This is a genomic window from Amycolatopsis camponoti, from assembly GCF_902497555.1.
Taxonomy (GTDB): Bacteria; Actinomycetota; Actinomycetes; order Mycobacteriales; family Pseudonocardiaceae; genus Amycolatopsis; species Amycolatopsis camponoti.
The window spans coordinates 3,595,090-3,614,489 of the sequence record NZ_CABVGP010000001.1 but is presented as its reverse complement, the minus strand read 5'-3'; the positions used below and the strand labels follow the sequence as shown (position 1 = coordinate 3,614,489).

The window sequence follows — 19,400 nt, the reverse complement described above, 5'->3', positions numbered from 1 at the left end:
ACCCTGCTCGACGGCGGGACATTCCTCAGGCGGTCGCGGCGATGACCCTGGACAGCACGCCGTGGAGCGCCTCCAGCTCGGAGACCTCCATCCCCAGCGTCTCCACCACCTGGTACGGGATCTTCTCGGCCTCGGCCCGCAGCGCCCGCCCGGACTCCGTCAGCTCGACGATCAGCTGGCGCTCGTCGGACCGGCTCCGGGTGCGCGTGACGTAGCCGAGCGCCTCCAGCCGCTTGAGCAGCGGGGACAGCGTCGCCGGCTCGTGCCTCAGCGACGCGCCCAGGTCCTTCACCGACCGCGGCGACCGCTCCCACAACGCCAGCATCACCAGGTACTGCGGGTGGGTCAGGCCGTACGGCTCCAGCAGCGGCCGGTAGATCGCGATCACGCTGCGCGAAGCCACCGACAGCGCGAAGCACACCTGCCGGTCGAGCTTCAGGGGGTCCTCACCCAGGTCGATCATGACGCGATCCTAACGTGGTCCACGAGACAGTTAGTGTACTAACTATTAGTGTACACTGGACCTCATGGAACGACCTGGTGCACTCCGCTGGCTCGGTTACGCCGTCGGCGTCAAGCTGCCGGACCGCTACAAGGACTGGGCCCTGTACGACGCGACGTCGAAGCATTGGCGAGCCCGGTACGTGCTGCAGCGGTCGGTCGGCATCGTGCCGCTGTGCGCGGTGTGGCTGCTGCTGCCCGGCTCGATCTGGCTGCGCCTCTCCCTGGTGCTGATGGCGGCGCTCGTCGCGTACTTCTACTCCTGCGCGTACATGGAGGAGAGCATCGAGCACCGGCTCGGCCGGCAGGGCTTCCCGCACCACACGGGCCGCCACGTCCGCGCCGAAGCGGCCGAGGCGAAGAACGCCGAGGCGACGGCCCGCTACATCGCGCGCTACCGGACGTCGTCGGAGGGTTAGCTACAGTCGGGGGACGATGAGACGCAAGCTCCGGCCCCCGATCCCGCCCCGCCACGGGCTGGATCCCGCCCGGCTGAAACTGCCCGACGGCGAGTGGCCGACCCTGCTGGCGCACCTCGTCGACCGCCTCCCGCGGGTGACGCCGGACCGGATCGAGCAGATGCTGCGCGAGGAGCGCATCCACGGCACCGACGGCCCGCTCGCCGTCGACGAGCCGTACGCGCCCGGCTCGTTCATCTGGTTCCACCGCGACCTGCCGGACGAGGTGCCGGTGCCGTTCGCGATCCGCGTCGTGCACCGCGACGAGCACCTGCTGGTCGTCGACAAGCCGCACTTCCTGGCGACCATCCCGCGCGGGCAGCACATCCTCGAGACGGCGCTCGTGCGCCTGCGCCGCGACCTCGACCTGCCGCACCTGTCCCCCGCGCACCGCCTCGACCGGGTCACCGCCGGGCTGGTGATGTTCGTGATCACGCCGGAGCTGCGCGGGAAGTACCAGACGCTCTTCCGCGACCGGAAGGTCCACAAGGAGTACGAGGCGATCGCGCCGTACGACCCGGCGCTGGACCTGCCGCGGACCGTGCGCAGCCGGATCATCAAGGAGCGCGGGGTGCTGGCCGCGCAGGAGGTACCGGGCGAGCCGAACGCGGAGACGTACGTCGAGCTGGCCGGGCACCACGACGGCCTGGGCCACTACCGGCTGGTGCCCTCGACCGGCCGGACGCACCAGCTGCGCGTGCACCTGAGCGGCCTCGGCATCCCGATCCTCGGCGACGACTTCTACCCCGAACTGCGCGAGAAACCCCTCGGCGACTTCACGAAACCCCTCCAGCTGCTGGCCCGCGTCCTCGCGTTCGACGACCCGCTCACCGGAACGCCCCGCCGGTTCACCAGCGGACTCCGGCTGGCGGCCCGCGACGGCCTCGACGCGTGGGCGGCGCCCCCGGCGTGACACTGACTCACCGGACGCGGCCGCGTCACCGGGATTGCGCGTAGAGCGCGCTGATGCCAGTCTGACCAGCACACTCTACGCATCGGACACGACATGGAATTGACACCCTGGGACGGCTCGAGAATCGGGTTGGATCAGGAGGAGATGCGTCGGCACAATCGCGGTACTTTTCTTCGCCTCGTGCACCTGAACGGCGGAATCTCGCGAGCTGAGCTCGCGAGACGGATGAACCTCAACCGAAGCACGATCAAGACGTTGACGGCGGAACTGAGCGCGGCGGGCCTGGTCCGGGAAGTGGCGCAGACGGACAATCGCCACCAGGGCCGCCCGTCGCCCATCGTGCGGCCGGAAACTCAGCGTTTCCACGTATTGGCGTTCGACGTCGCCGTGGACCGGGTGGTCGCCGCCCGGATCGGCCTCGGCGGTGTCATCCTGGACCGCAAGGTCGCTGCCCGGCGCCGGTCCGGAGTCGATCTCGACTACGTGGTCACGACGCTCGCGGAGCTCGGCCGCGAGTTGATCGACGCGGCGCCGTCGACGTCGACTTGCGTGGGGCTGGGGGCCTCGTACTGCGGAATGATCCGTCCCGGCGACGGGACCGTCCGCTTCGGCCCCGACCTCGGCTGGGTCGACCAGGCGTTCGGCGCTGAACTGGCACGCCGGCTGGGGCTGGGACTGCGCGTGCCGGTGGGAAACGAGGCGCATCTCGGAGCGCTCGCGGAGCACCTTCGCGGGGCCGGGATGGGCGTGCAGAACCTGGTCTACCTGCACGGCGACGTCGGCGTCGGTGGCGGGATCATCGTCGGCGGCACGGTGCTGGACGGTGACGCGGGGTACGGCTGCGAACTGGGCCACATGGTCGTCAACCCGCATGACGGGCGACCTTGTGGCTGCGGCTCCAGCGGGTGCCTGGAGGCCGAAGCCGGTGAACGGGCCTTGCTGGACGCCGCACGCCGACCGCCGGAGGTCTTCGGTCGTGACGCCGTGCGGGCGGTGGCCGCCGACGCTGCCGCGGGCGATGCCAATGCTCGCGACGCGCTCGATTACGTCGGGGATTGGCTGGGCATCGGCGTCGCCAATCTCATCAATCTCTTCAATCCGGCGGTGGTCGTCTTCGGCGGAATGTTGCGGGATGTGTACGCCGGTGTACTGCCGCGAGTACGTGGCCGCGTCGCCCGCAATGTGCTGCCGGTGGCGAAGGAAAAAGTCCGCCTGAGTGTGTCGGCTCTCGGCGACGACGCCACCCTGATCGGCGCCGGCGAGCTCGGATTCGAGCGGCTGCTGCACGATCCCTTGAGCGAAATGCCGCGGGTTTCGCCGACCGCTTGGTGATCCGCACGCGGCGTGTCACCCGGGAGCGCCGGCTGGCGTTCCCGGACCCCGTGGCGGACACTTCGACGGTGGACAAGAGAGCCGTTCACGAGGGCATGGAGCGAACGCGCAAGAGCTTCCACGAGCTGCTCGACGCAGCGAGCAGGAGCGACCTGCGGCGCACCAGCGCGGGTACGCGGTGGAACAACCGTCAGCTGCTGTTCCACATGCTGCTCGGCTACCTGATCATTCGCGCGTTACTACGGCTGGTGCGAATTTTCGGCCGTTTACCCGACGGAGCGAGCCGCGAGTACGCACGATTGCTCAACGCGGGCACCAGACCCTTCGACGTGGTCAACTTCGCCGGCTCGTGGCTTGGCGGGACGCTCATGCCGCGTTCCTGGATGGTGACGCTGTTCGACCGGACGATCGCGGCACTGCACCGTCGGCTGGACGGCGAGAGCGACATCGACCTTGCCCGTGGCATGCACTACCCGACCCGGTGGGACCCGTTCTTCCAGGACTACATGACCTTGGCCGACGTGTACCGGTTCCCGGCCCGGCACTTCGACTTCCACCACGGCCAGCTGACCATGCCTCTCGATTAGCCAGGACCGCCAGGTAACGACACACGCACTCGAAACAGCCGCATCCGCACAGCGGCAGACGCCATCCCACCGCATTCGCGGAGACACGTCGGCGAGCATCGATCAGCACCGATCGATTGCGACATTCGTTGCTATGCAACGCTTCCCTCACTCTCTAGTGTGGATCGACACGTGTCGATGGAGTCGCGCGCTGTGTCCGTTTCGTCTTCTGGGGGTAGGTCCTTATGGACGATTTCACCGGTCTGTCACGCAGAGGTTTCGTCCAAGGTGCCGTGATCAGTGGCGCCTCCCTGTTCGTCAACCCGTCGATCGCCGGTGCGGACCCCGCCACGGCCGAGATTCCCACCGTCGGCAGCCGCACGGGCGGGGAGCTCAGCTTCACCACCGACTCGGCCGCCCTGCACCCGGACACCGTCGTCTCGACGGCCTGCCAGTTCTGCAACTCGAACTGCCGCCTCCAGGTCGGCGTCCGGGCGGGGCGGGTCATCAGCGTCTCCGGCGACCCGGACGACCCGGTCCAGGCCGGAAACTTCTGCGTCAAGGCGTCGATGATGCCGGAAATCGCCTACAGCCCGCTGCGGCTGACCACTCCCCTGCGCCGGGTATCCGGCGCCAAGGGCTCGAAGGACTCGAAGTTCGAGCCGGTCTCCTGGGACCAGGCACTCGACCTCATCGCCGACCGGCTGCTGCAGCTGCGCGACAGCGGTCAAGTCAAGACGATCGCCAACCGCACCACCGGCCGGCTCCCCCGCGGCACCGGCTCGTTGGTCGCGCGCCTGTTCGCGCTGCTGGGGAGCCCGAACAACACCGATGTCGGCCCCGTCTGCAACGACGCCGGCGGCAACGCCCTCGCCACGACGTTCGGGCTCGGCACCTTCACCAACGGCTACGGCGTCGACGGCGCCACCGGCCGGGAGGACCTCGGCTCCGCGAAGTACTTCCTGTTCTTGGGCACCAACCAGGCCGAGACCCACCCGGTCACCTTCGACTACCTGCTCAGGTCCAGGAAGAAGACCCACGCGAAGCTCGTCGTCGTCGACCCGCGCCGGACACCGACCGGCGCGGCCGCCGACACCTGGGTCGCGCCGAAGCCGCACACCGACTTCGCGCTCGTGCTCGGCATGCTCCAGCACATCATCGCCAACAGCCTCCACGACAAGGCGTTCGTGCAGCGCTGGGTGCTCGGATTCGCCGAACTACGCGACCACGTCAAGGACTACACCCCGGACTGGGCCGCCGGCGTCACCGGCGTGCCGGCCGCGACGATCCGGCAGCTCGCCGAGGACTACGCCAAGGCCGAGCCCGCCGCGATCTTCTGCAACGCCGGCATCTCCCACCAGCTCGGCGCCTTCGACACCTACCGCGTCCTGACCTTCCTCGCCGCGGTCACCGGCAACATCGGCGTCCCGGGCGGCGGCTGCAACTTCATGCACAACACCTGGCCCGGCGACCTCCGCCTGCCCGAGCTGACGGTCGCCACACCGCCGCTGGACCAAGCGCTGCCGGTCGGGCCGGACTACTTCGCCGAGTCCATCCTCACCGGCCGCCCGTACCCGTTGAAGGCCGTCATCACCGAAGGCAACCCGCTCATCTCGAGCGCGAACACCACCAAGGTCCGCGAAGCGTTCAAGAAGCTGGACTTCTACGTCTACACCGGCCTGTTCATGGAGGAAGCCGCCTACTACGCCGACGTCATCCTGCCGGTCACCAGCGGCCTGGAACTGGACGGCGTCTACATGCGACGCGACGACCGCGCCATCCGCTGGCAGCACGCCGCGGTGCCGCGAGTCGGGCAGTCCAAGCCGGACTGGGAGATCTGGATCGACCTCGCTCACGCCTTCGCCCGTCGCGACCGCAGGAAGCCCGCGGGCTACTGGGCCGACGCCTTCCCCCAGAGCTGGAAGGACTACTCGAAGCTGTGGGCGGAGTTCGTGAAGCACACCCCGGCGATGGGCGGGATGACACAGCAGCGGATGGACGCCCGCGCCGAGCCGCTGCGCTGGCCGTGCCCGACGACGTCGCACCCCGGCGTCAGCACGCTCTACCTCGACCACCCGTCCTGGTACGAGGCGGCGGCCGCGCTCGGCGCGCCGGGCAAGCGGTTCCTCACCCCGAGCGGGAACGTCGAGATCTTCACCCCGGAGCTGGACCGCAAGCTCGCCGCCGCCGGCCACCGGGCGCTGCCGGTCTTCTACACCCACCCCGAGGTGACCGGCGCCAACCCGACGATCGCCTACGAGCCCGGCTTCGTCACCAACCCGATCAACCCGCAGGCGGTGACGCACAAGGTGCGCCTCGGCGTCCCCGGCTCGGACGCGGTACACCGGGACTTCCCGCTGATGGGCATGACCGGCCGGCCGAGCGTCGTCCACTTCGCGAGCGTCACCCACTGGACACCGACCGGCGAGCGGCTCAACGGAATCCGCCTGGTCCAGGTGCACCCCGACACCGCACGGCGATTCGGGATCGGCGACCGCGACACCGTGGTCGTGGAAAGCCCGCGTGGGAAAGTGACCGGCACGGCGCTCTTCTGGACGGCGATCCGGCCGGACACGATCTTCGTCCCCAACACCTTCGGCCCCGCCCAGCAGGTCGGCGACCAGTTCGGCGACCCGCGCTACGAGGCCGCCAACGGGCTGGTCGACGACGCGTTCTACGACAACCTGTCCGGCCAGCAGGCGTACAAGTGCTTCGCCTGCCGGATCAGCAAAGCCTGAACGCTCAGAGCTGCGAGGCGCGGCGCCGTTCGAGCAGGACGGTGTCGCGCCACCGGCCGTCGAGCTCACCGATGCGCTCCCGGATGCCGACGGTGCGGAACCCGGCGCCGTGGTGCAGGGCCACGCTGTTGCGGTTCTCGGGGAAGATCGACGTCTGCAGCGTCCACAGCTCGCCCTCATCGGCGGCGGTGACCAGCTGGTGCATGAGGGCCTTGCCGACGCCGCGGCCGCGGAACTTCTCCCCCACGTACACCGAGGTCTCGGCGACCCCGGCGTAGCAGTCGCGGCTGGACACCGTGGCCGCGGCGGCCCAGCCGGCGACCTGGCCGTCGACCTCGGCGACCCAGCGGTGGCCGCGCAGCCACTTGGCCTCGAGCTCGGTGCGCGGCGGGACCTCGGTTTCGAAGGTCGCGTCGCCGGTGGCGATGCCCTCGGCGTAGATGCGGCGCACGGCCGGCCAGTCCTTGACGCGCAGCGGCCGGACGGTGACGTCCGGGGCGAGGTCGCCGGGTTCGGTGGGCTTGGGGGCGAGCAGCCCCATGACCACGTCGGCCGCGTGCGGGAGACTCACCGCGCAGGAGGCGTTGACCGACACGAGGGTGGCGGTGCCGACCTTGCGCAGCCGCACGAAGCCGACGTCGGCGAGCTTACGGACGTGGTGGGAGCAGTTGGACTGGCTGATCGCCATCTGCTCGGTGATCTCGCCGATGGTGACGGCCTTTCCGGCGGCCGCGACCGCGTGCAGGATCCGCACCCGCGTCGTGTCGGCGAGGCAGGCGAACCACTCGGCGTAGGTCGCGGCGTCCTCGACGGGCAGCAAGGCGGCGTCGGGCGCAGTCGTCGTCATGCCCCGATTGTGCCTCACCCGGGTGAGGGATCGACGGCCGTCGATGGTTCAGCTGCTGCGCAGTTCGACAAGCTCTTCGGCGACGGACAGGTCGGCGGCCACCTGGGCGTGGTCGTCGCCGACGGCGATGACGTGCCCGTAGCGGGCGAGGTAGGCCCGCGGCGGGAGCGCGAGCCGGGTGCCGGGGCCTGCGGTGCCCAGGGCCTCGTGGACGGTGGGCCCGAACCGCTCGGGGTGCACCGTGGTGGCGGCGACCTCGCAGTCGTGGGCCGGGTAGAGGAATCGGATCGCGGCGGTCCGGCGCAGCGGGCGTCGAGGGGCCGGTGCGCGGCCGACGGCGACGTGACCGGCGGCGACGACCGGGTCGGCGCCGCCGGCGAGGATGCCGAGCCGCGGGATGAAGTCGCCGCCGAGGCGCGCGTTGACCTCGACCAGGCGCGGGCCGCGCGGGGTCAGCTTGAACTCGGTGTGGGTGGCGCCGTGGGTGAAGCCGATGCCCTTGTGGACCTGGTCGAGCTGGTCGAGCAGCGCGGCGTCGTCGAACAGCGGGTCGTCCGCGTCGACGACGTGGCCGGTCTCCTCGAAGAACGGCTCGAAGCCGGTCTGCTTGCGGGCGATCACCAGCGGGTGGCAGACGCCGTGCTCGACTACGACGTCGAGGCTGATCTCCGGGCCGGTGAGCAACTCCTCGACCAGCACGTCCGCCTCGTAGCGGGGCACGCCGGGCCAGGACGCTCCGGCGGCCGCGGCGAACGCCTCGGCGACCTGGTCGGCGGTGTCGGCGCGCAGGACGCCGAGGCTGCCGGCCAGACCCCTGGCCTTGACCACCACCGGGTAGCCGATGTCCTCGGCCGCGGCGACGGCGGCCCCGGCGGAGGCGACCGGCCGGGACGCGGGCTGCGGCACCCCGGCCTCGGCCAGGACGGAGCGGGTCGCGGCCTTGTCCCGGCAGGCTTGAACGGCTTCGGGCGGGCTTCCCGGGAGTCCGGCGTCCCGCGCGAACCGAGAGACGGCGGTGACCAGGGATTCGTCGTAGGTCAGCACGCCGTCCGGCCGGAAGCCGAGCTTGCCCGCGGCCTCGGCGAGAGCGGCGGGATCGCGGGTGTCGACGACGGTGACGCCCTCGACGTGCTCGGTCTGCCAGGTCGGTTCGACCGAGTCGAGCAGCCACAGCCGGAAGTGCGGCCGCAGCGCGGCCAGGATGTACTCGCGGTAGCGGCGATCTCCGCTGCCGACCAGCAACAGCGCCGGGTGCTCGGTCACGACGTCCTTTCCAGCGGAAGCGGATCGTTCCCGTCGCGGGTGGCCAGCAGGCCGAGGACGACGTTGGCGGCGGTGGGCAAGCCGACTTCGCAGCTGTGGTTGATCGCGTAGAGGATGCTGGTCCCGGCTCGGCGGCGGGTGACGAACCGGACCTGGGACAGGATCTTCAGGTGGTGCGAGACCGTGGGCTGGGAGATGCCGAGGTGGTCCACGATCGCGCCGACGGGAACCGGGTCACTTTGCTGGGCCAGGAAGTGCACGATCATGACCCGGTTCGCGTCCGACAGCGCGTGGAACCAGCGGGCGTAGGACTCGGCGGTCTCCCGCTCCAGCTTGGGCTCGCTCACCCGCCCAGGCTAGCGAGCCAAGATGAACACCAGCGCCGCGACGACCCCCGCGACGGGCGGGGTGACCAGCCAGGCGATCAGGAAATTCCGAATCGTCCCGCCGGAGATCCGGCTGAGGTTCGGGCCGGCGGACCCGGCGATCGCCCCGGTCGACACGTGTGTGGTCGACATCGGCAGCCCGGCCCCGGCACCGACTCCGACGAGGGCGGCGGTGGTGAGGTTGGCCAGGAAGCCTTCGCGGTGGTTCATCTTGACCACGCCTTCGCCGAGCTTCTCCGCGACCCGCATGCCGCCCAGCAGCGAGCCGGCGGCCATCGCGGCGGTCACCAGGATCATGATGTGCCACGGCTGCATTCCGGCCGGGACCAGGGCGAACGCGCCGATGGCGACGATCTTCGGGGTGTCGTTGAGGCCGCGGGCGAAGCCGGTGGCGCCGCTGGTGAACCAGTGCGCCGCGGTCATGATCCGAGCGGAGGTCTTCTCCGGCGTCACCACGGGCGCCGTCTGCACGGCGACGTCCCCGCTGCCGGAGGACAGGACCGGCGGGGTGGCGGCGGACCGGCGCTTGGTCGCGGCGCCGGTCACGACGGCGAGGATCAGCGTGATGGCGTAGGCGACGACGATGCTGACCAGCAACGGCGTGACGAGCTTGCTGCCGACGGCACTCCACGACACGCCACCGGTGCTCATCAGCAGGCCGGCGCCGACCATGCCGCCGATGAGGGCGTGGGTCGTCGAAACGGGCAGCCGCAGGATGGTGGCCAGGCCGACCCAGAACGCGGCGCCGGCGAGCACGGCGACAGCGAACGCGTCGGTCGTGGCGCCGGTGATGATGCCCTTGGAGAACAGGGCGGTCATCTTCGAGGCGAGGCCGAGCGAGAAGACGCAGCCGAGCAGCGTGGTGATCGTGCCCCAGATGATCGCCGTCTTGTACTTGGTGACTCCGGCCCCGGCCAGGGTGGCGACGCCCTTGGGGACATCGTTGCTGCCGTTGACCGCCGCCAGCGCGGCGACGAGGACGAACACGACTATCGCGGTGAAAGACATCCAGGTACTCCCCTCAGTGATCGAAAACCTCGGTGCTCAGCAGCAGCCGCTGCCGGGTCCGCAGTCGTCGGCACCCGGCTTGCGGGCGCGGATGATGGCCGAGTGCATGCCGTCGGCGGCGTCCTGCGTGAACACGACCTCGGCATCGGTCAGCCCGACCTCGGCCAGCAGCGCGAGGTACTCGGCCTGGGACAGTGCGCCGGCGATGCACTGGCTGACGCCGCCGCGCTCGGCGCGGTCGGCGGGCGTGAGGTGGTCCTCGGCGACGACGTCGGTGATCCCGAGCCGGCCGCCGGGGGCGAGCACGCGCGCCATTTCGGCGAACACCGCGGGCTTGTCCAGTGACAGGTTGATCACGCAGTTGGAGATGATGACGTCGACGGTGGCGGCGGGGAGCGGGATCTGCTCGATCGTGCCCTTGAGCAGGATGACGTTGTCGACCTCGGCGTCTTCGATGTTCTGCCGGGCGACGGCGAGCATCTCCTCGAGGAAGTCCAGGCCGAAGACCTGCCCGTCCGGGCCGACGCGGCGTGCGGACAGGATGAGGTCCAGCCCGGCGCCGGAGCCGAGGTCCAGGACGGTCTCGCCGTCGCGCAGCTCCGCCACGGCGGTCGGGTTGCCGCAGCCGATGCTGGCCAGCAGCGCGGCGTCGGAGGCTTCGTCGGGGCCGATGTCGCCGTAGGCGCCGGGCCCGAAGCGCGTCGGGTCCGGCGCGCAGCAGCTCTTCGCTTCCGCGGCCTCGGCGGCCTTCCCTCGGTAGTAGTCCTGGATCTCGGCGGTGGTGGTGTCGGTCATGGTCGTCTCTCGGAGTCAGGCGCCAGTGGCGGCGAGCCGGTGGACCGGGGTGGGGTAGCCCGGCTTGAACGACACCGGCGCGGTGGCCGCGGAACGGGCACCGGTGGCGGCGTTCGCCGTGGCCACGGCTTCGCGGACGGCGGCGTCGAGTTCGGCGGGCTCGCAGGCGACGCGGGCGTTGACGATCACCCGCGCCGTCGTCGCCGTCTTCTCGGCGGCCCGGTCGACCGTCGGCTCCGCGCCGGCGGCGGTCAGGCTGAGCTTGGCGAAGTCGCCGTCACCGGCCTCGACGGTGAGCTTGGCGTGCCCGACGACAGCGCCGGCGCAGTTCGCCCAGCTGCCGAGGGCGGCGAGCATCTGCCGGCCCCAGGCGGTGAGGTCGAGCGGCGCCTCCGAGGTCAGCCGCACGTCCTGGTTCATCCAGGCCAGCTGGGCTTCGGCCGCGGCGTAGCGGTCGTAGTCGACCTGCAGGTCGACGGCATGGTTGCCGGACGGACCGTCCCACGCCTTCACCAAGTCGTCGACGCGGTCGCCCGATTTGGCGCTGTAGCCGACGACCGCCGCGTTCGAGTAGTCGGCGGCCAGCCGCGCCATCAGCTCGGTGGCGCGGTCCGGAGCGATGGTGTCCAGCTTGTTCACGGCGATGACGTCGGCCTCGGTCAGCTGCTGCCGGAACAGGTAAGACAGGTCCGACTCCGGTTCGCCGCGCCGCGCCGCACGGTCGAAAGCGAGGTACCGCAACGGGTCGATGACTGTCGTGAGTGGACTGACGACCATGCTGTCGCCGTAGTGGGCGCGCAGCGGCCGCACCACCGTGGCCTGCAGGTCGGTGCACGAGCCGACGGCCTCGGCGATCACCGTGTCCACCGGGACGTCGCCGGCGCCGTCGACGAGAGCGCGGATGGCGTCGACGAGGTCCTCGAAGCGGCAACAGAAGCAGCCGCCCGTGACTTCGGCGACGGAGTCGAGCTTGCTGCGCACCAAAGCGGTGTCGACGAGCTCGACGCCCTGGTCGTTGGTGATCACCGCGACGCGGCGGCCCTGCTCCTGCAGCGCCTGCGCGGTGGCGATCATCGTGGTGGTCTTGCCGGCCCCGAGGAACCCGGTCAGCGGCACGAAGGTGATCACGAGCTTGTCCTCCCAGTGGTGTCTCAGCCGTCCGAGCAGCAGGCGCCGGAGCCGCCGGAGACGACCGGCAGCGGAGTGCGGGTGGCGGCGGGCGCGTCCCCGAACGCGACCCGGCGGCTAGCTCCGAAGGCGTCCATCCACTTCGCGACCTGCGGCCGCAGCTCCGGATCGGACACGACCATCGCGGTAGTGACCGGCCGCGGTTCGCAGCCGCGCAGCGCCTTCGCCTGGTGCGCGCCCGCGCCGAACTCGACGGTGCGCAGTCCTTCGGCGTAGGCGTCGCGGACCGGGGCGTCGAGGACGAGGGCGAAGTAGATGCCGCTGCGCTCGCCGATGGCGGCGTAGTCGAAGCCCGCCCACTTCGGGAACAGCCGGTGGTGCTTGCGGATCACCACGCAGGTGGCGACCACAGCACCGTCCTTCGTGCCGAGATAGGCCCGCACGTCCGCGCGGGCGTCCAGCAGGGCGGTCAGGACGTCGACGATGTGTGCGGGTTCCTCGCCGGCACCGTTCTTCTCCCGGTTGAGGCAGGTCAGCTCGGCGATGCGGGTGACGTAGGGGCGGATGGCCTCGCCGTCGACGCGGTCGACGTGCACACCGGCCGCCTCGGCACGGCGGACGTCGCTCTTGATCCGCTGGCGCTTCTTCAGCGGCAGCGCGGCCAGGTGGCCGTCCCAGGAGTCGGCGTCGAGGCGCAGGTAGTCCTCGTAACCCCAGAAGGTGCTGTGCCCGCCGACCTGCTGAAAAGCGGTGACGAGGGCGTCGTTGCCGCTGCGGCCGGAGATCCACGGCGCGACGACGCACTTGATTCCCTGCTCGAACGCGGCGGGCACCAGCTCGGACACCATCTGCGCCATCAGGCTGGGCGTCCAGAAGTTGTAAGCCACTTCGGTGCGGTAGCCCAGCGGGGAGCCGAGCAGCAGAGCGGGGAAGAACGGCTCGGTACCCAGCGCGTCGACCTCGTCGCTGATGCACGCGTCGGTCCGCGCGCCACAGCAGACCTCCTCGCCCGTCGGCGCCTGCCACCCGAGGTAGGTGCGCGGCTCGTGGTCGACGACCGGCGGGACCGTCATCACGTACCCGGGCAGCAGCGCCAGCTCGCCCCGGGCCCGGGTCGCGATCGTGTGCCACGGCTGCAGGTCGGTCAGCGCCTTCTCACTCGCCCCGAGCCACGTCGGGCCGAGGTAGGGGAAGACGTCGGTGAGGTCGGCCAGCTCACCTTCCCAGTCCAGGTCCGGCAGTCCCCGACCCGTGCTCACCACGACGCGCGGCGCTCCACCCATGGCTTCCTGTCCCTCCCGATCGGTCTTCAGCACTTCACGCAGCAGCGGACCTTGCCGACGTCTTCGGCGTCCGCGCGGCGCTCGATCCACAGGTCCTCGACACGACGGTCCGGATGGGTCCACTCGACCCACAGGCCGCGGTCGACGGTGGCGATGTCCTCCATCCACGGCGAGGACAGCAGCGGCGAGCCCTTGAAGAGCAGCAGGCGGGTCTGCAGGGCGGTGGGGTCGGTGACCTTCGCCAGCCCGGTGTCGACGAGGAAGTCCTCGAAGGTGAGCAGCTCGTCGTACTCCACCCACGGGGTGAACGGGATGAACGTCGGGTACAGCACGAACCCGATCCGCTCGGCCTCGGCGATCGCGGCGCGCATGTGGTCGACGTCGATGTGCTTGTCGAAGATCCGCAGGATCCGGTTCGACGGGAACTCCAGGGCCGAGGTGACCTTCACCAGCCCGAGCGACACGAGCTCGGTGAGTTCCTTCTGGTAGCTGAGGATGTGGTCGACGCGGGTCGTGAACTCGAAGGTGATCGGGCCGATCTCGTCGACGAGCTTGCGCACGACGCCGGGACCGATGGTCCGGGAGTTGAAGAACTCGGCGTCGATGAAGCAGAAGTGCCGGACGCCTTCTTCGGCCAGCTGCAGGCAGTCGGCCAAGACGGTGTCGGCGTTGTAGGCGGCGACTCCGCCGTCGTAGGCGCCGTAGACCGAGCAATACGTGCACTTGTGGTGGCAGCCGCGAGTCGTTTCGACGTTGCCCATCAGCCCGTACGGTGAATGGTGCGCCGGATAGTGCACCAGAGAGGGAAACAAATCACGAGCCGGGGCGGACACGGTGATGCGGCGGTGCGGCGGTTTCGGCCGCATCCCTTGCGCGGTCATCGATGCCGGCACAGTGGCGACCTCGCGCTCGCCTCGCGCCACCTCGGCGAGTTCGGTCGCCACGAGCTCCGGTTCTTCCATCACGATCGCGTCGACCGTTTCGAGGAACCGGCGGTGGTTCATCTGGGCGTACTGCCCGAACGCGACCAGCTTGGCTCCACCGAAGGATTCCCGCAGCCGGGCGGCGAGGTTCAGACCACGCTCGACGCCCTCGAACTGCTGCACCGACAGCAGGACCAGGTCGAACTCGCCGTCGGGCACGGCGTCCGGGTTCTTGTGGGCGTCCCAGCCCACGACGTCGGCGTCCTGCGCTCGCATCGCGGCGCCCGCGCACGCGGAGGTCAGCGGCTGCAGCTCGGCTTCGAAGGCGGACGCGACCAGTACACGCGCAGCGGGCATGCTTCCCCCACAACTGAATCGGACAAAAAGGATTGGTTCCCCCAGCGGAACCGGCCCGGCGACGGGCCTCTCCTCGTACGCGGCATCACGATTGCATGCTTCAGCGATACATGTCAATGGATCGATAAACGCAGGTAGATCACGGTTTTCCGACTGATTATTCATCCTTTCGGACGTTGTGATCACGCTTCGGCAGCCTCCGCGGAGCGCGGTTCGCGGCAGCGGGCGAGGTATGGACCGCCGCTGCTTAATCGACTAGCATCGATGAAGGCTGGGGGAAGCTGCGCGTCCTCGGCACCGCGAAACCGGTCCCCGATGTCAAGGATGGTGGCATGGACAAGATCCTCGAGGTCCTGCGCTTGGCCTGGGAGAATTTGGTCGACCTGAGCATCTTCTTCTTCATCGCCCTGGCGATCGCCGCGACCGTCGACCTGCTCTACCTCGACATCGTCGCGCGCCGCTCGTTCCGCAAGCACGGTCTGCTGGGCGTCCTGTTCACCACTTGCCTGGGCGCGTTCAGCCCGTTCTGCTCCTTCACCGTCATCCCGCTGATCCGCAAGCTGTTGCGAGGTGGCGTGCCACTGTCGGCGGTGATGTCGTTCTGGATCGCCTCCCCCGCCATGGACCCGCCGATCTTCGCCTTGACCGCGAAGGAGATCGGCCTTCCGCTGGCGACCGCCCGCCTCCTCGGCGCCCTGGTGCTGGCGATCGGGGCCGGGGTCATCATCCTGCTGGTCGAGAAGCGTGGCGGGTTCAAGGACGTCCTGCGCCCGGAGAAGAAACCGGCGGTCGACGAACGCGAGCGGCACGCGGCGCCCGCTCAGGTGGCGGTGGCCGCCGGCGGTGGCTCGGCTGTTCTCACCGAGGAACCCACGTCGACCGGCGGCCCCGCCCCCGAAGACGACGATGACGACGGCGCCCCGTGGTGGCCGCAGGCCAAGGCGAGCCTCAGGTCGAAGCGGAACTGGCGCATCACCGGCCGGAACTTCCTGCGCGACACCGTGTCCCTCGGCAAGTGGCTGGTCTTCGCGTGCGTCTTCGAAGGCGTCATCCGCGTCTACGTCCCGAACGGGATCATCACCAGCATCCTCGGCGGCGACAAGGGCTGGCTGGCCATCCCGCTCGCCGCGGTCATCAGCATCCCGCTCTACCTCAACGGCGTCGGCGCGATCCCGATCGTCGGCGGCCTGCTCGCCAAGGGCATGGCCGAGGGCGCGGCGGTGACGTTCCTGCTCGCCGGGTCCGTGACCACCATCCCCGCGATGGTCGCGGTCCGCAGCGTGGTCAACAACAAGGTGTTCGCGCTCTACATCGCCTTCGGCATGCTCGGCAGCATCCTGCTCGGGTTCCTCGCGCAGCTGCTCTTGTGAACTCGTGCCGGGCGGGCGGCACCTCCCCCTCCTGCCCGCCCGGCACGTCCACATCGGATCTCGTCGACGTGAAAGGGCTTCCCGTGTCCGTGCCCGAGGTTCTGTTCGTCTGCGTGCACAACGCCGGTCGCTCGCAGATGGCCGCGGCCTTCCTGCGTCACCACGGCGGCGACCGGGTCGTCGTGCGCTCGGCCGGCTCCGCGCCGGCCGCCACCGTCAACCCGGCCGTCGTCGAGGTCATGGCCGAACGCGGTATCGACATCTCGGGCGAGCAGCCGAAGAAGCTGACCACCGAGAGCGTGGAACGGTCCGACGTGGTCATCACGATGGGCTGCGGGGACGCGTGCCCGGTCGTTCCCGGGACGCGCTACCTGGACTGGAAGCTCGACGACCCCGCCGGGCGCCCAGCCGGGGAGATCCGGCCCGTCCGGGACGAGATCGAACGGCGGGTTCAGGACTTGCTGTCCGAGCTGGCCGGCGTCTCCGCGACGGCGGGCCGGGCCGCGAGCGACACCGGGACGGCGGCGACGGTGAGCGCTCCGAGCACGAGGAACGCGGTCGAGTAGCTGCCGGTGAGCGCGGCCAGCGCCGCACCGGCGTAGGGCGCGACCGCCGACATGGTCACCAGCGGCGCGGACAGCAGGCCGCTGAGCCGTCCGTACCCGGCGGTGCCCCACCGGTCGGCGACGGCGGTCGCCTGCAGCAGCGTGAACACCCCACGGGCCATTCCGGCGAAGACCGAGGCGCAGACCAGCGCCACCGTCGATGTCAGCGCGCCCAGCAAAGTGGTCGTCGCGGCGAGCACGACGATGACGACGGCGGTGCGGGTGCGGACCCCGGTGCGGTTCACCAGCGTCGCGAATCCCAGCCGGCCGGCGACCTGACCGGCGCCGCCCAGTCCGAGAGCGATCGCCGCCATCCCCGTCGAGAGCCCTCGCTCGGCGAGCAGAGCGACGAGGTTGACGACGACGGCGTAGGTGCCGAGCGCGGTGAGGCTGAACGCGGCGACCAGCGCGACGAACGCCGGACTCCGCGCTTCGCTGCGCGGCTTCGACGGCTGCCCGGCGTCGGCGACGACCGGCGGCCACGAGCGGCGGAGCCCGAACCAGTGCCCCGGCACGGTCAAGACGGCGAGCACGACCGCGAGGACGAGGTAGGTGGTCCGCCAGCTCAGGTTCTCGGCCAGCAGCGCGGTCAGCGGGGCGAACACGGTGCTGGCGAACCCGGCGACCAGCGTCAGCGTCGTCAGGGCCCGGACGCGGCGAGGGCCGTACCAGCGGGTGAGTGCGGCGAAGGCGGGCGGGTAGAACGTCGCGGCCATCGCCAGCCCGGCGCAGATCCAGCCGACGAAGAACCACGGCAACGTGCGTGCGGTGGCGATCACCACCACCGCTGCCACGCCGACCACGGACCCGGCGGTCATCAGCAGCCGCGGCCCTCGCCGATCGAGCACGCGTCCGACCGCGATGCCCGTCAGCGCGGACACGAGCAGGGCGACCGACAGCGCCGCGGTGAGCGCGGCCGGCGACCAGCCGGTGTCGCGGGCGATGGCGGGGACCAGCACGGGGAAGGCGTAGAAGAGCACGCCCCAGCTGGTGATCTCGGTGAGGCACAAGACGGCCAGCACCGTCCCCGGCTTGCGCTCGGTCAACGGAGTTCGGCGAGCAGGTCCCGCACCCGCCGATCGATCTCGTCCCGGATCGGCCGGACGTCCTCGACGCCCTTGCCCGCGGGGTCCTCCAGCTGCCAGTCGAGGTACCGCTTGCCGGGGAAGACCGGGCAGGCGTCGCCGCACCCCATCGTGATCACGACGTCGGCGGCCTCGACCGCGTCGGTCGTCAGCTTCTTCGGGACCTCGTGGGAGAGGTCGAGCCCGATTTCGGCCATCGCCTCGCGCACGGCGGGGTTGATGCTGTCGGCGGGCGCGGAGCCGGCCGAGCGGACGTCGACCGCGCCGCCGGCGTGGTGGGCGAGCAGCGCGGCGGCCATCTGGGAGCGGCCGGCGTTGTGGACGCAGACGAAGAGGACTTCCGGCTTGCGGGTCATCGAGTGCTCCTGGCGTAGCGGCGCCGCAGCGCGAGGGAGACGTACACGAGGGCGACGAGCACCGGGACTTCGATCAGCGGGCCGACGACCCCGGCGAGCGCTTGCCCGCTCGCGGCCCCGAAGGTCGCGATGGCCACGGCGATGGCGAGCTCGAAGTTGTTGCCCGCGGCGGTGAACGCGAGCGTGGTGGTTCGCTCGTAGTTCAGTCCCAGAGCTTTGCCGAGCGCGTAGGAACCGGCCCACATCAGTCCGAAGTAGACCAGCAGCGGAACCGCGATGCGCGCGACGTCCAGCGGACGGCTGGTGATCTGGTCGCCCTGCAAGGCGAAGAGGATCACGATGGTGAACAGCAGCCCGTACAGCGCGACGGGCCCGACCTTCGGCAGGAAGTTCTTCTCGTACCAATCGCGGCCCTTGGCGCGTTCGCCGACGCGGCGGCTCAGGTAGCCGGCGGCCAGCGGGATGCCGAGGAAGATCAGCACGCTCTTGGCGATCTGCCACCCGGACACGGCGAGATCGGCCTGCGGGAGGCCGAGCCAGCCGGGCAGAACGGAGAGGTAGAACCAGCCGAGCAGCCCGAACGCGATCACCTGGAACACCGAGTTCAGCGCGACGAGCACGGCGGCGGCTTCGCGGTCGCCGCAGGCGAGGTCGTTCCAGATGATCACCATCGCGATGCAGCGGGCGAGCCCGACGATGATCAGCCCGGTCCGGTACTCCGGCAGATCCGGCAGCAGCAGCCAGGCCAGCGCGAACATCAGCGCCGGGCCGACGAGCCAGTTCAGCACCAGCGACGGCCACAGCAGCCGCCGGTCGCGAGTGACCGTGCCGAGCCGGTCGTAGCGGACCTTCGCCAGGACGGGGTACATCATCACCAGCAGCCCGAGGGCGATCGGCAGCGAGATGCCGTCGACCTGCACCGCGGACAGCGCGGTGTTCAGGCCGGGCACCCAGCGCCCGGCCAGCAGCCCGGCGACCATCGCGGCCGCGATCCAGACCGGCAGCAATTTGTCCAAAGTGGATAGACGAGGCGGCGCCTCCGCGACCGCGGTCACGCGGTGACCGTCTCGCCCGTGGCGGTGAGTACGGCCGACAGCCGCGCGAGCACCTCGGGGTGCACGCGGTAGTAGATCCAGGTGCCGCGGCGGTCGCCGGTGATCAGCCCGGACTCGCGCAGCACCTTGAGGTGGTGGGAGATGGTCGGGCCAGTGAGGTCGAAGGCGTCCGTCAGGTCGCAGACGCACGCCTCGCCACCGGCGTGGGACGCGATCAGCGACAGCAATCGCAGCCGGACGGGGTCGGCCATCGCCTTGAACAGGTGCGACAGCTCGACCGCCTGGTCCTGCGTCAGCGGTTCCCGAGCCAGGGGCGCGCAGCAGGCGTCCATCGCGACGAGCGGCAGTTGCTTCGACATGCCTCTATATTGACAGATTCACATATAGACGGCAATCTAAGTTCATCTACTTAGACAGATGTCTATCCAAGG

At 70.2% G+C, this 19,400-nt stretch carries 20 protein-coding genes; 7 read left to right on the top strand and 13 right to left on the bottom strand.

Annotated elements, in window-relative coordinates:
* Positions 1-25: 25 nt before the first annotated feature.
* A complete protein-coding gene (locus AA23TX_RS17085; RefSeq protein ID WP_155543489.1) occupies positions 26-463 on the bottom strand; it encodes a MarR family winged helix-turn-helix transcriptional regulator in 438 nt (145 codons plus the stop codon).
* Positions 464-527: 64 nt separating this feature from the next.
* Here AA23TX_RS17085 and AA23TX_RS17080 point away from each other — a divergent pair, with 64 nt between their 5' ends.
* The 5 genes from AA23TX_RS17080 to AA23TX_RS17060 all read left to right on the top strand — a co-directional run bounded on the left by AA23TX_RS17080 (position 528) and on the right by AA23TX_RS17060 (position 6,508).
* Positions 528-920: a DUF5313 domain-containing protein gene (locus tag AA23TX_RS17080; RefSeq protein WP_155543488.1), complete on the top strand. Its 393-nt coding sequence runs from the start codon at positions 528-530 to the stop codon at positions 918-920.
* 16 nt (positions 921-936) lie between these two features.
* A complete protein-coding gene (locus tag AA23TX_RS17075) occupies positions 937-1,872 on the top strand; it encodes an RluA family pseudouridine synthase (RefSeq protein ID WP_155543487.1) in 936 nt (311 codons plus the stop codon).
* A 93-nt stretch (positions 1,873-1,965) separates the two neighbouring features.
* Positions 1,966-3,204 carry an ROK family transcriptional regulator gene (locus AA23TX_RS17070; RefSeq protein WP_230862545.1) on the top strand — a complete coding sequence of 413 codons (1,239 nt, stop codon included), beginning with the start codon at positions 1,966-1,968 and terminating at the stop codon, positions 3,202-3,204.
* A gap of 68 nt (positions 3,205-3,272) precedes the next feature.
* On the top strand, positions 3,273-3,791 hold the full coding sequence (locus AA23TX_RS17065; protein ID WP_155543486.1) for a DinB family protein: 519 nt from the start codon (positions 3,273-3,275) through the stop codon (positions 3,789-3,791).
* Between the two features lie 272 nt (positions 3,792-4,063).
* On the top strand, positions 4,064-6,508 hold the full coding sequence (locus AA23TX_RS17060) for a molybdopterin-containing oxidoreductase family protein (protein WP_230862544.1): 2,445 nt from the start codon (positions 4,064-4,066) through the stop codon (positions 6,506-6,508).
* A gap of 4 nt (positions 6,509-6,512) precedes the next feature.
* Here AA23TX_RS17060 and AA23TX_RS17055 read toward each other — a convergent pair whose 3' ends face one another.
* The 8 genes from AA23TX_RS17055 to arsL are packed head-to-tail and all read right to left on the bottom strand — an operon-like array spanning position 6,513 to position 14,498.
* Positions 6,513-7,355: a helix-turn-helix domain-containing GNAT family N-acetyltransferase gene (locus AA23TX_RS17055; protein ID WP_155543484.1), complete on the bottom strand. Its 843-nt coding sequence runs from the start codon at positions 7,353-7,355 to the stop codon at positions 6,513-6,515.
* Between the two features lie 48 nt (positions 7,356-7,403).
* Positions 7,404-8,618 carry an ATP-grasp domain-containing protein gene (locus tag AA23TX_RS17050; protein ID WP_196425355.1) on the bottom strand — a complete coding sequence of 405 codons (1,215 nt, stop codon included), beginning with the start codon at positions 8,616-8,618 and terminating at the stop codon, positions 7,404-7,406.
* A complete protein-coding gene (locus AA23TX_RS17045; protein ID WP_155543482.1) occupies positions 8,615-8,965 on the bottom strand; it encodes an ArsR/SmtB family transcription factor in 351 nt (116 codons plus the stop codon). The genes AA23TX_RS17050 and AA23TX_RS17045 overlap by 4 nt, the downstream gene beginning before the upstream one ends.
* A gap of 9 nt (positions 8,966-8,974) precedes the next feature.
* Entirely contained in the window at positions 8,975-10,012 is a 1,038-nt protein-coding gene (locus AA23TX_RS17040; RefSeq protein ID WP_155543481.1) for an inorganic phosphate transporter, read from the bottom strand.
* A 36-nt stretch (positions 10,013-10,048) separates the two neighbouring features.
* Positions 10,049-10,807: a methyltransferase domain-containing protein gene (locus tag AA23TX_RS17035; protein ID WP_155543480.1), complete on the bottom strand. Its 759-nt coding sequence runs from the start codon at positions 10,805-10,807 to the stop codon at positions 10,049-10,051.
* Between the two features lie 15 nt (positions 10,808-10,822).
* Positions 10,823-11,935 (bottom strand): GTP-binding protein, encoded by a 1,113-nt coding sequence (locus AA23TX_RS50750; protein ID WP_277875394.1) that lies wholly within the window; start codon positions 11,933-11,935, stop codon positions 10,823-10,825.
* 23 nt (positions 11,936-11,958) lie between these two features.
* The gene (locus AA23TX_RS17025; RefSeq protein ID WP_155543479.1) at positions 11,959-13,218 is read right to left on the bottom strand and encodes a GNAT family N-acetyltransferase; all 1,260 of its coding nucleotides are present in this window, start codon (positions 13,216-13,218) and stop codon (positions 11,959-11,961) included.
* A 26-nt stretch (positions 13,219-13,244) separates the two neighbouring features.
* Positions 13,245-14,498 (bottom strand): arsinothricin biosynthesis radical SAM protein ArsL, encoded by a 1,254-nt coding sequence (gene arsL / locus AA23TX_RS17020; RefSeq protein ID WP_196425354.1) that lies wholly within the window; start codon positions 14,496-14,498, stop codon positions 13,245-13,247.
* A gap of 332 nt (positions 14,499-14,830) precedes the next feature.
* Here arsL and AA23TX_RS17015 point away from each other — a divergent pair, with 332 nt between their 5' ends.
* Together AA23TX_RS17015 and AA23TX_RS17010 are read left to right on the top strand one after the other, a co-directional pair.
* Positions 14,831-15,868 (top strand): permease, encoded by a 1,038-nt coding sequence (locus AA23TX_RS17015; protein ID WP_155543477.1) that lies wholly within the window; start codon positions 14,831-14,833, stop codon positions 15,866-15,868.
* Between the two features lie 83 nt (positions 15,869-15,951).
* Positions 15,952-16,434, top strand: a complete 483-nt coding sequence (locus tag AA23TX_RS17010) for an arsenate reductase ArsC (protein ID WP_155543476.1) — start codon at positions 15,952-15,954, stop codon at positions 16,432-16,434.
* Here the strand turns inward: AA23TX_RS17010 and AA23TX_RS17005 are convergent.
* Genes AA23TX_RS17005 through AA23TX_RS16990 form a run of 4 tightly spaced genes read right to left on the bottom strand, consistent with a single transcriptional unit; the run spans position 16,320 to position 19,328 of the window.
* Positions 16,320-17,519 carry an MFS transporter gene (locus tag AA23TX_RS17005; RefSeq protein WP_230862543.1) on the bottom strand — a complete coding sequence of 400 codons (1,200 nt, stop codon included), beginning with the start codon at positions 17,517-17,519 and terminating at the stop codon, positions 16,320-16,322. The genes AA23TX_RS17010 and AA23TX_RS17005 overlap by 115 nt on opposite strands.
* Entirely contained in the window at positions 17,516-17,914 is a 399-nt protein-coding gene (locus AA23TX_RS17000; protein WP_155543475.1) for an arsenate reductase ArsC, read from the bottom strand. The genes AA23TX_RS17005 and AA23TX_RS17000 overlap by 4 nt, the downstream gene beginning before the upstream one ends.
* Entirely contained in the window at positions 17,911-18,969 is a 1,059-nt protein-coding gene (arsB, locus tag AA23TX_RS16995; RefSeq protein WP_155543474.1) for an ACR3 family arsenite efflux transporter, read from the bottom strand. The genes AA23TX_RS17000 and arsB overlap by 4 nt, the downstream gene beginning before the upstream one ends.
* Entirely contained in the window at positions 18,966-19,328 is a 363-nt protein-coding gene (locus AA23TX_RS16990) for an ArsR/SmtB family transcription factor (protein ID WP_155543473.1), read from the bottom strand. The genes arsB and AA23TX_RS16990 overlap by 4 nt, the downstream gene beginning before the upstream one ends.
* Positions 19,329-19,400: the final 72 nt, after the last annotated feature.

Bases quoted from the DNA above. Each gene is read 5' to 3' on its own strand.
- arsL (WP_196425354.1), bottom strand. From the start codon at position 14,498: ATGCCCGCTGCGCGTGTACTGGTCGCGTCCGCCTTCGAAGCCGAGCTG.
- AA23TX_RS17055 (WP_155543484.1), bottom strand. From the start codon at position 7,355: ATGACGACGACTGCGCCCGACGCCGCCTTGCTGCCCGTCGAGGACGCC.
- AA23TX_RS17070 (WP_230862545.1), top strand. From the start codon at position 1,966: ATGGAATTGACACCCTGGGACGGCTCGAGAATCGGGTTGGATCAGGAG.
- AA23TX_RS16990 (WP_155543473.1), bottom strand. From the start codon at position 19,328: ATGTCGAAGCAACTGCCGCTCGTCGCGATGGACGCCTGCTGCGCGCCC.
- AA23TX_RS17035 (WP_155543480.1), bottom strand. From the start codon at position 10,807: ATGACCGACACCACCACCGCCGAGATCCAGGACTACTACCGAGGGAAG.
- AA23TX_RS17085 (WP_155543489.1), bottom strand. From the start codon at position 463: ATGATCGACCTGGGTGAGGACCCCCTGAAGCTCGACCGGCAGGTGTGC.
- AA23TX_RS17040 (WP_155543481.1), bottom strand. From the start codon at position 10,012: ATGTCTTTCACCGCGATAGTCGTGTTCGTCCTCGTCGCCGCGCTGGCG.
- AA23TX_RS17075 (WP_155543487.1), top strand. From the start codon at position 937: ATGAGACGCAAGCTCCGGCCCCCGATCCCGCCCCGCCACGGGCTGGAT.
- AA23TX_RS17025 (WP_155543479.1), bottom strand. From the start codon at position 13,218: ATGGGTGGAGCGCCGCGCGTCGTGGTGAGCACGGGTCGGGGACTGCCG.
- AA23TX_RS17080 (WP_155543488.1), top strand. From the start codon at position 528: ATGGAACGACCTGGTGCACTCCGCTGGCTCGGTTACGCCGTCGGCGTC.
- AA23TX_RS17000 (WP_155543475.1), bottom strand. From the start codon at position 17,914: ATGACCCGCAAGCCGGAAGTCCTCTTCGTCTGCGTCCACAACGCCGGC.
- AA23TX_RS17015 (WP_155543477.1), top strand. From the start codon at position 14,831: ATGGACAAGATCCTCGAGGTCCTGCGCTTGGCCTGGGAGAATTTGGTC.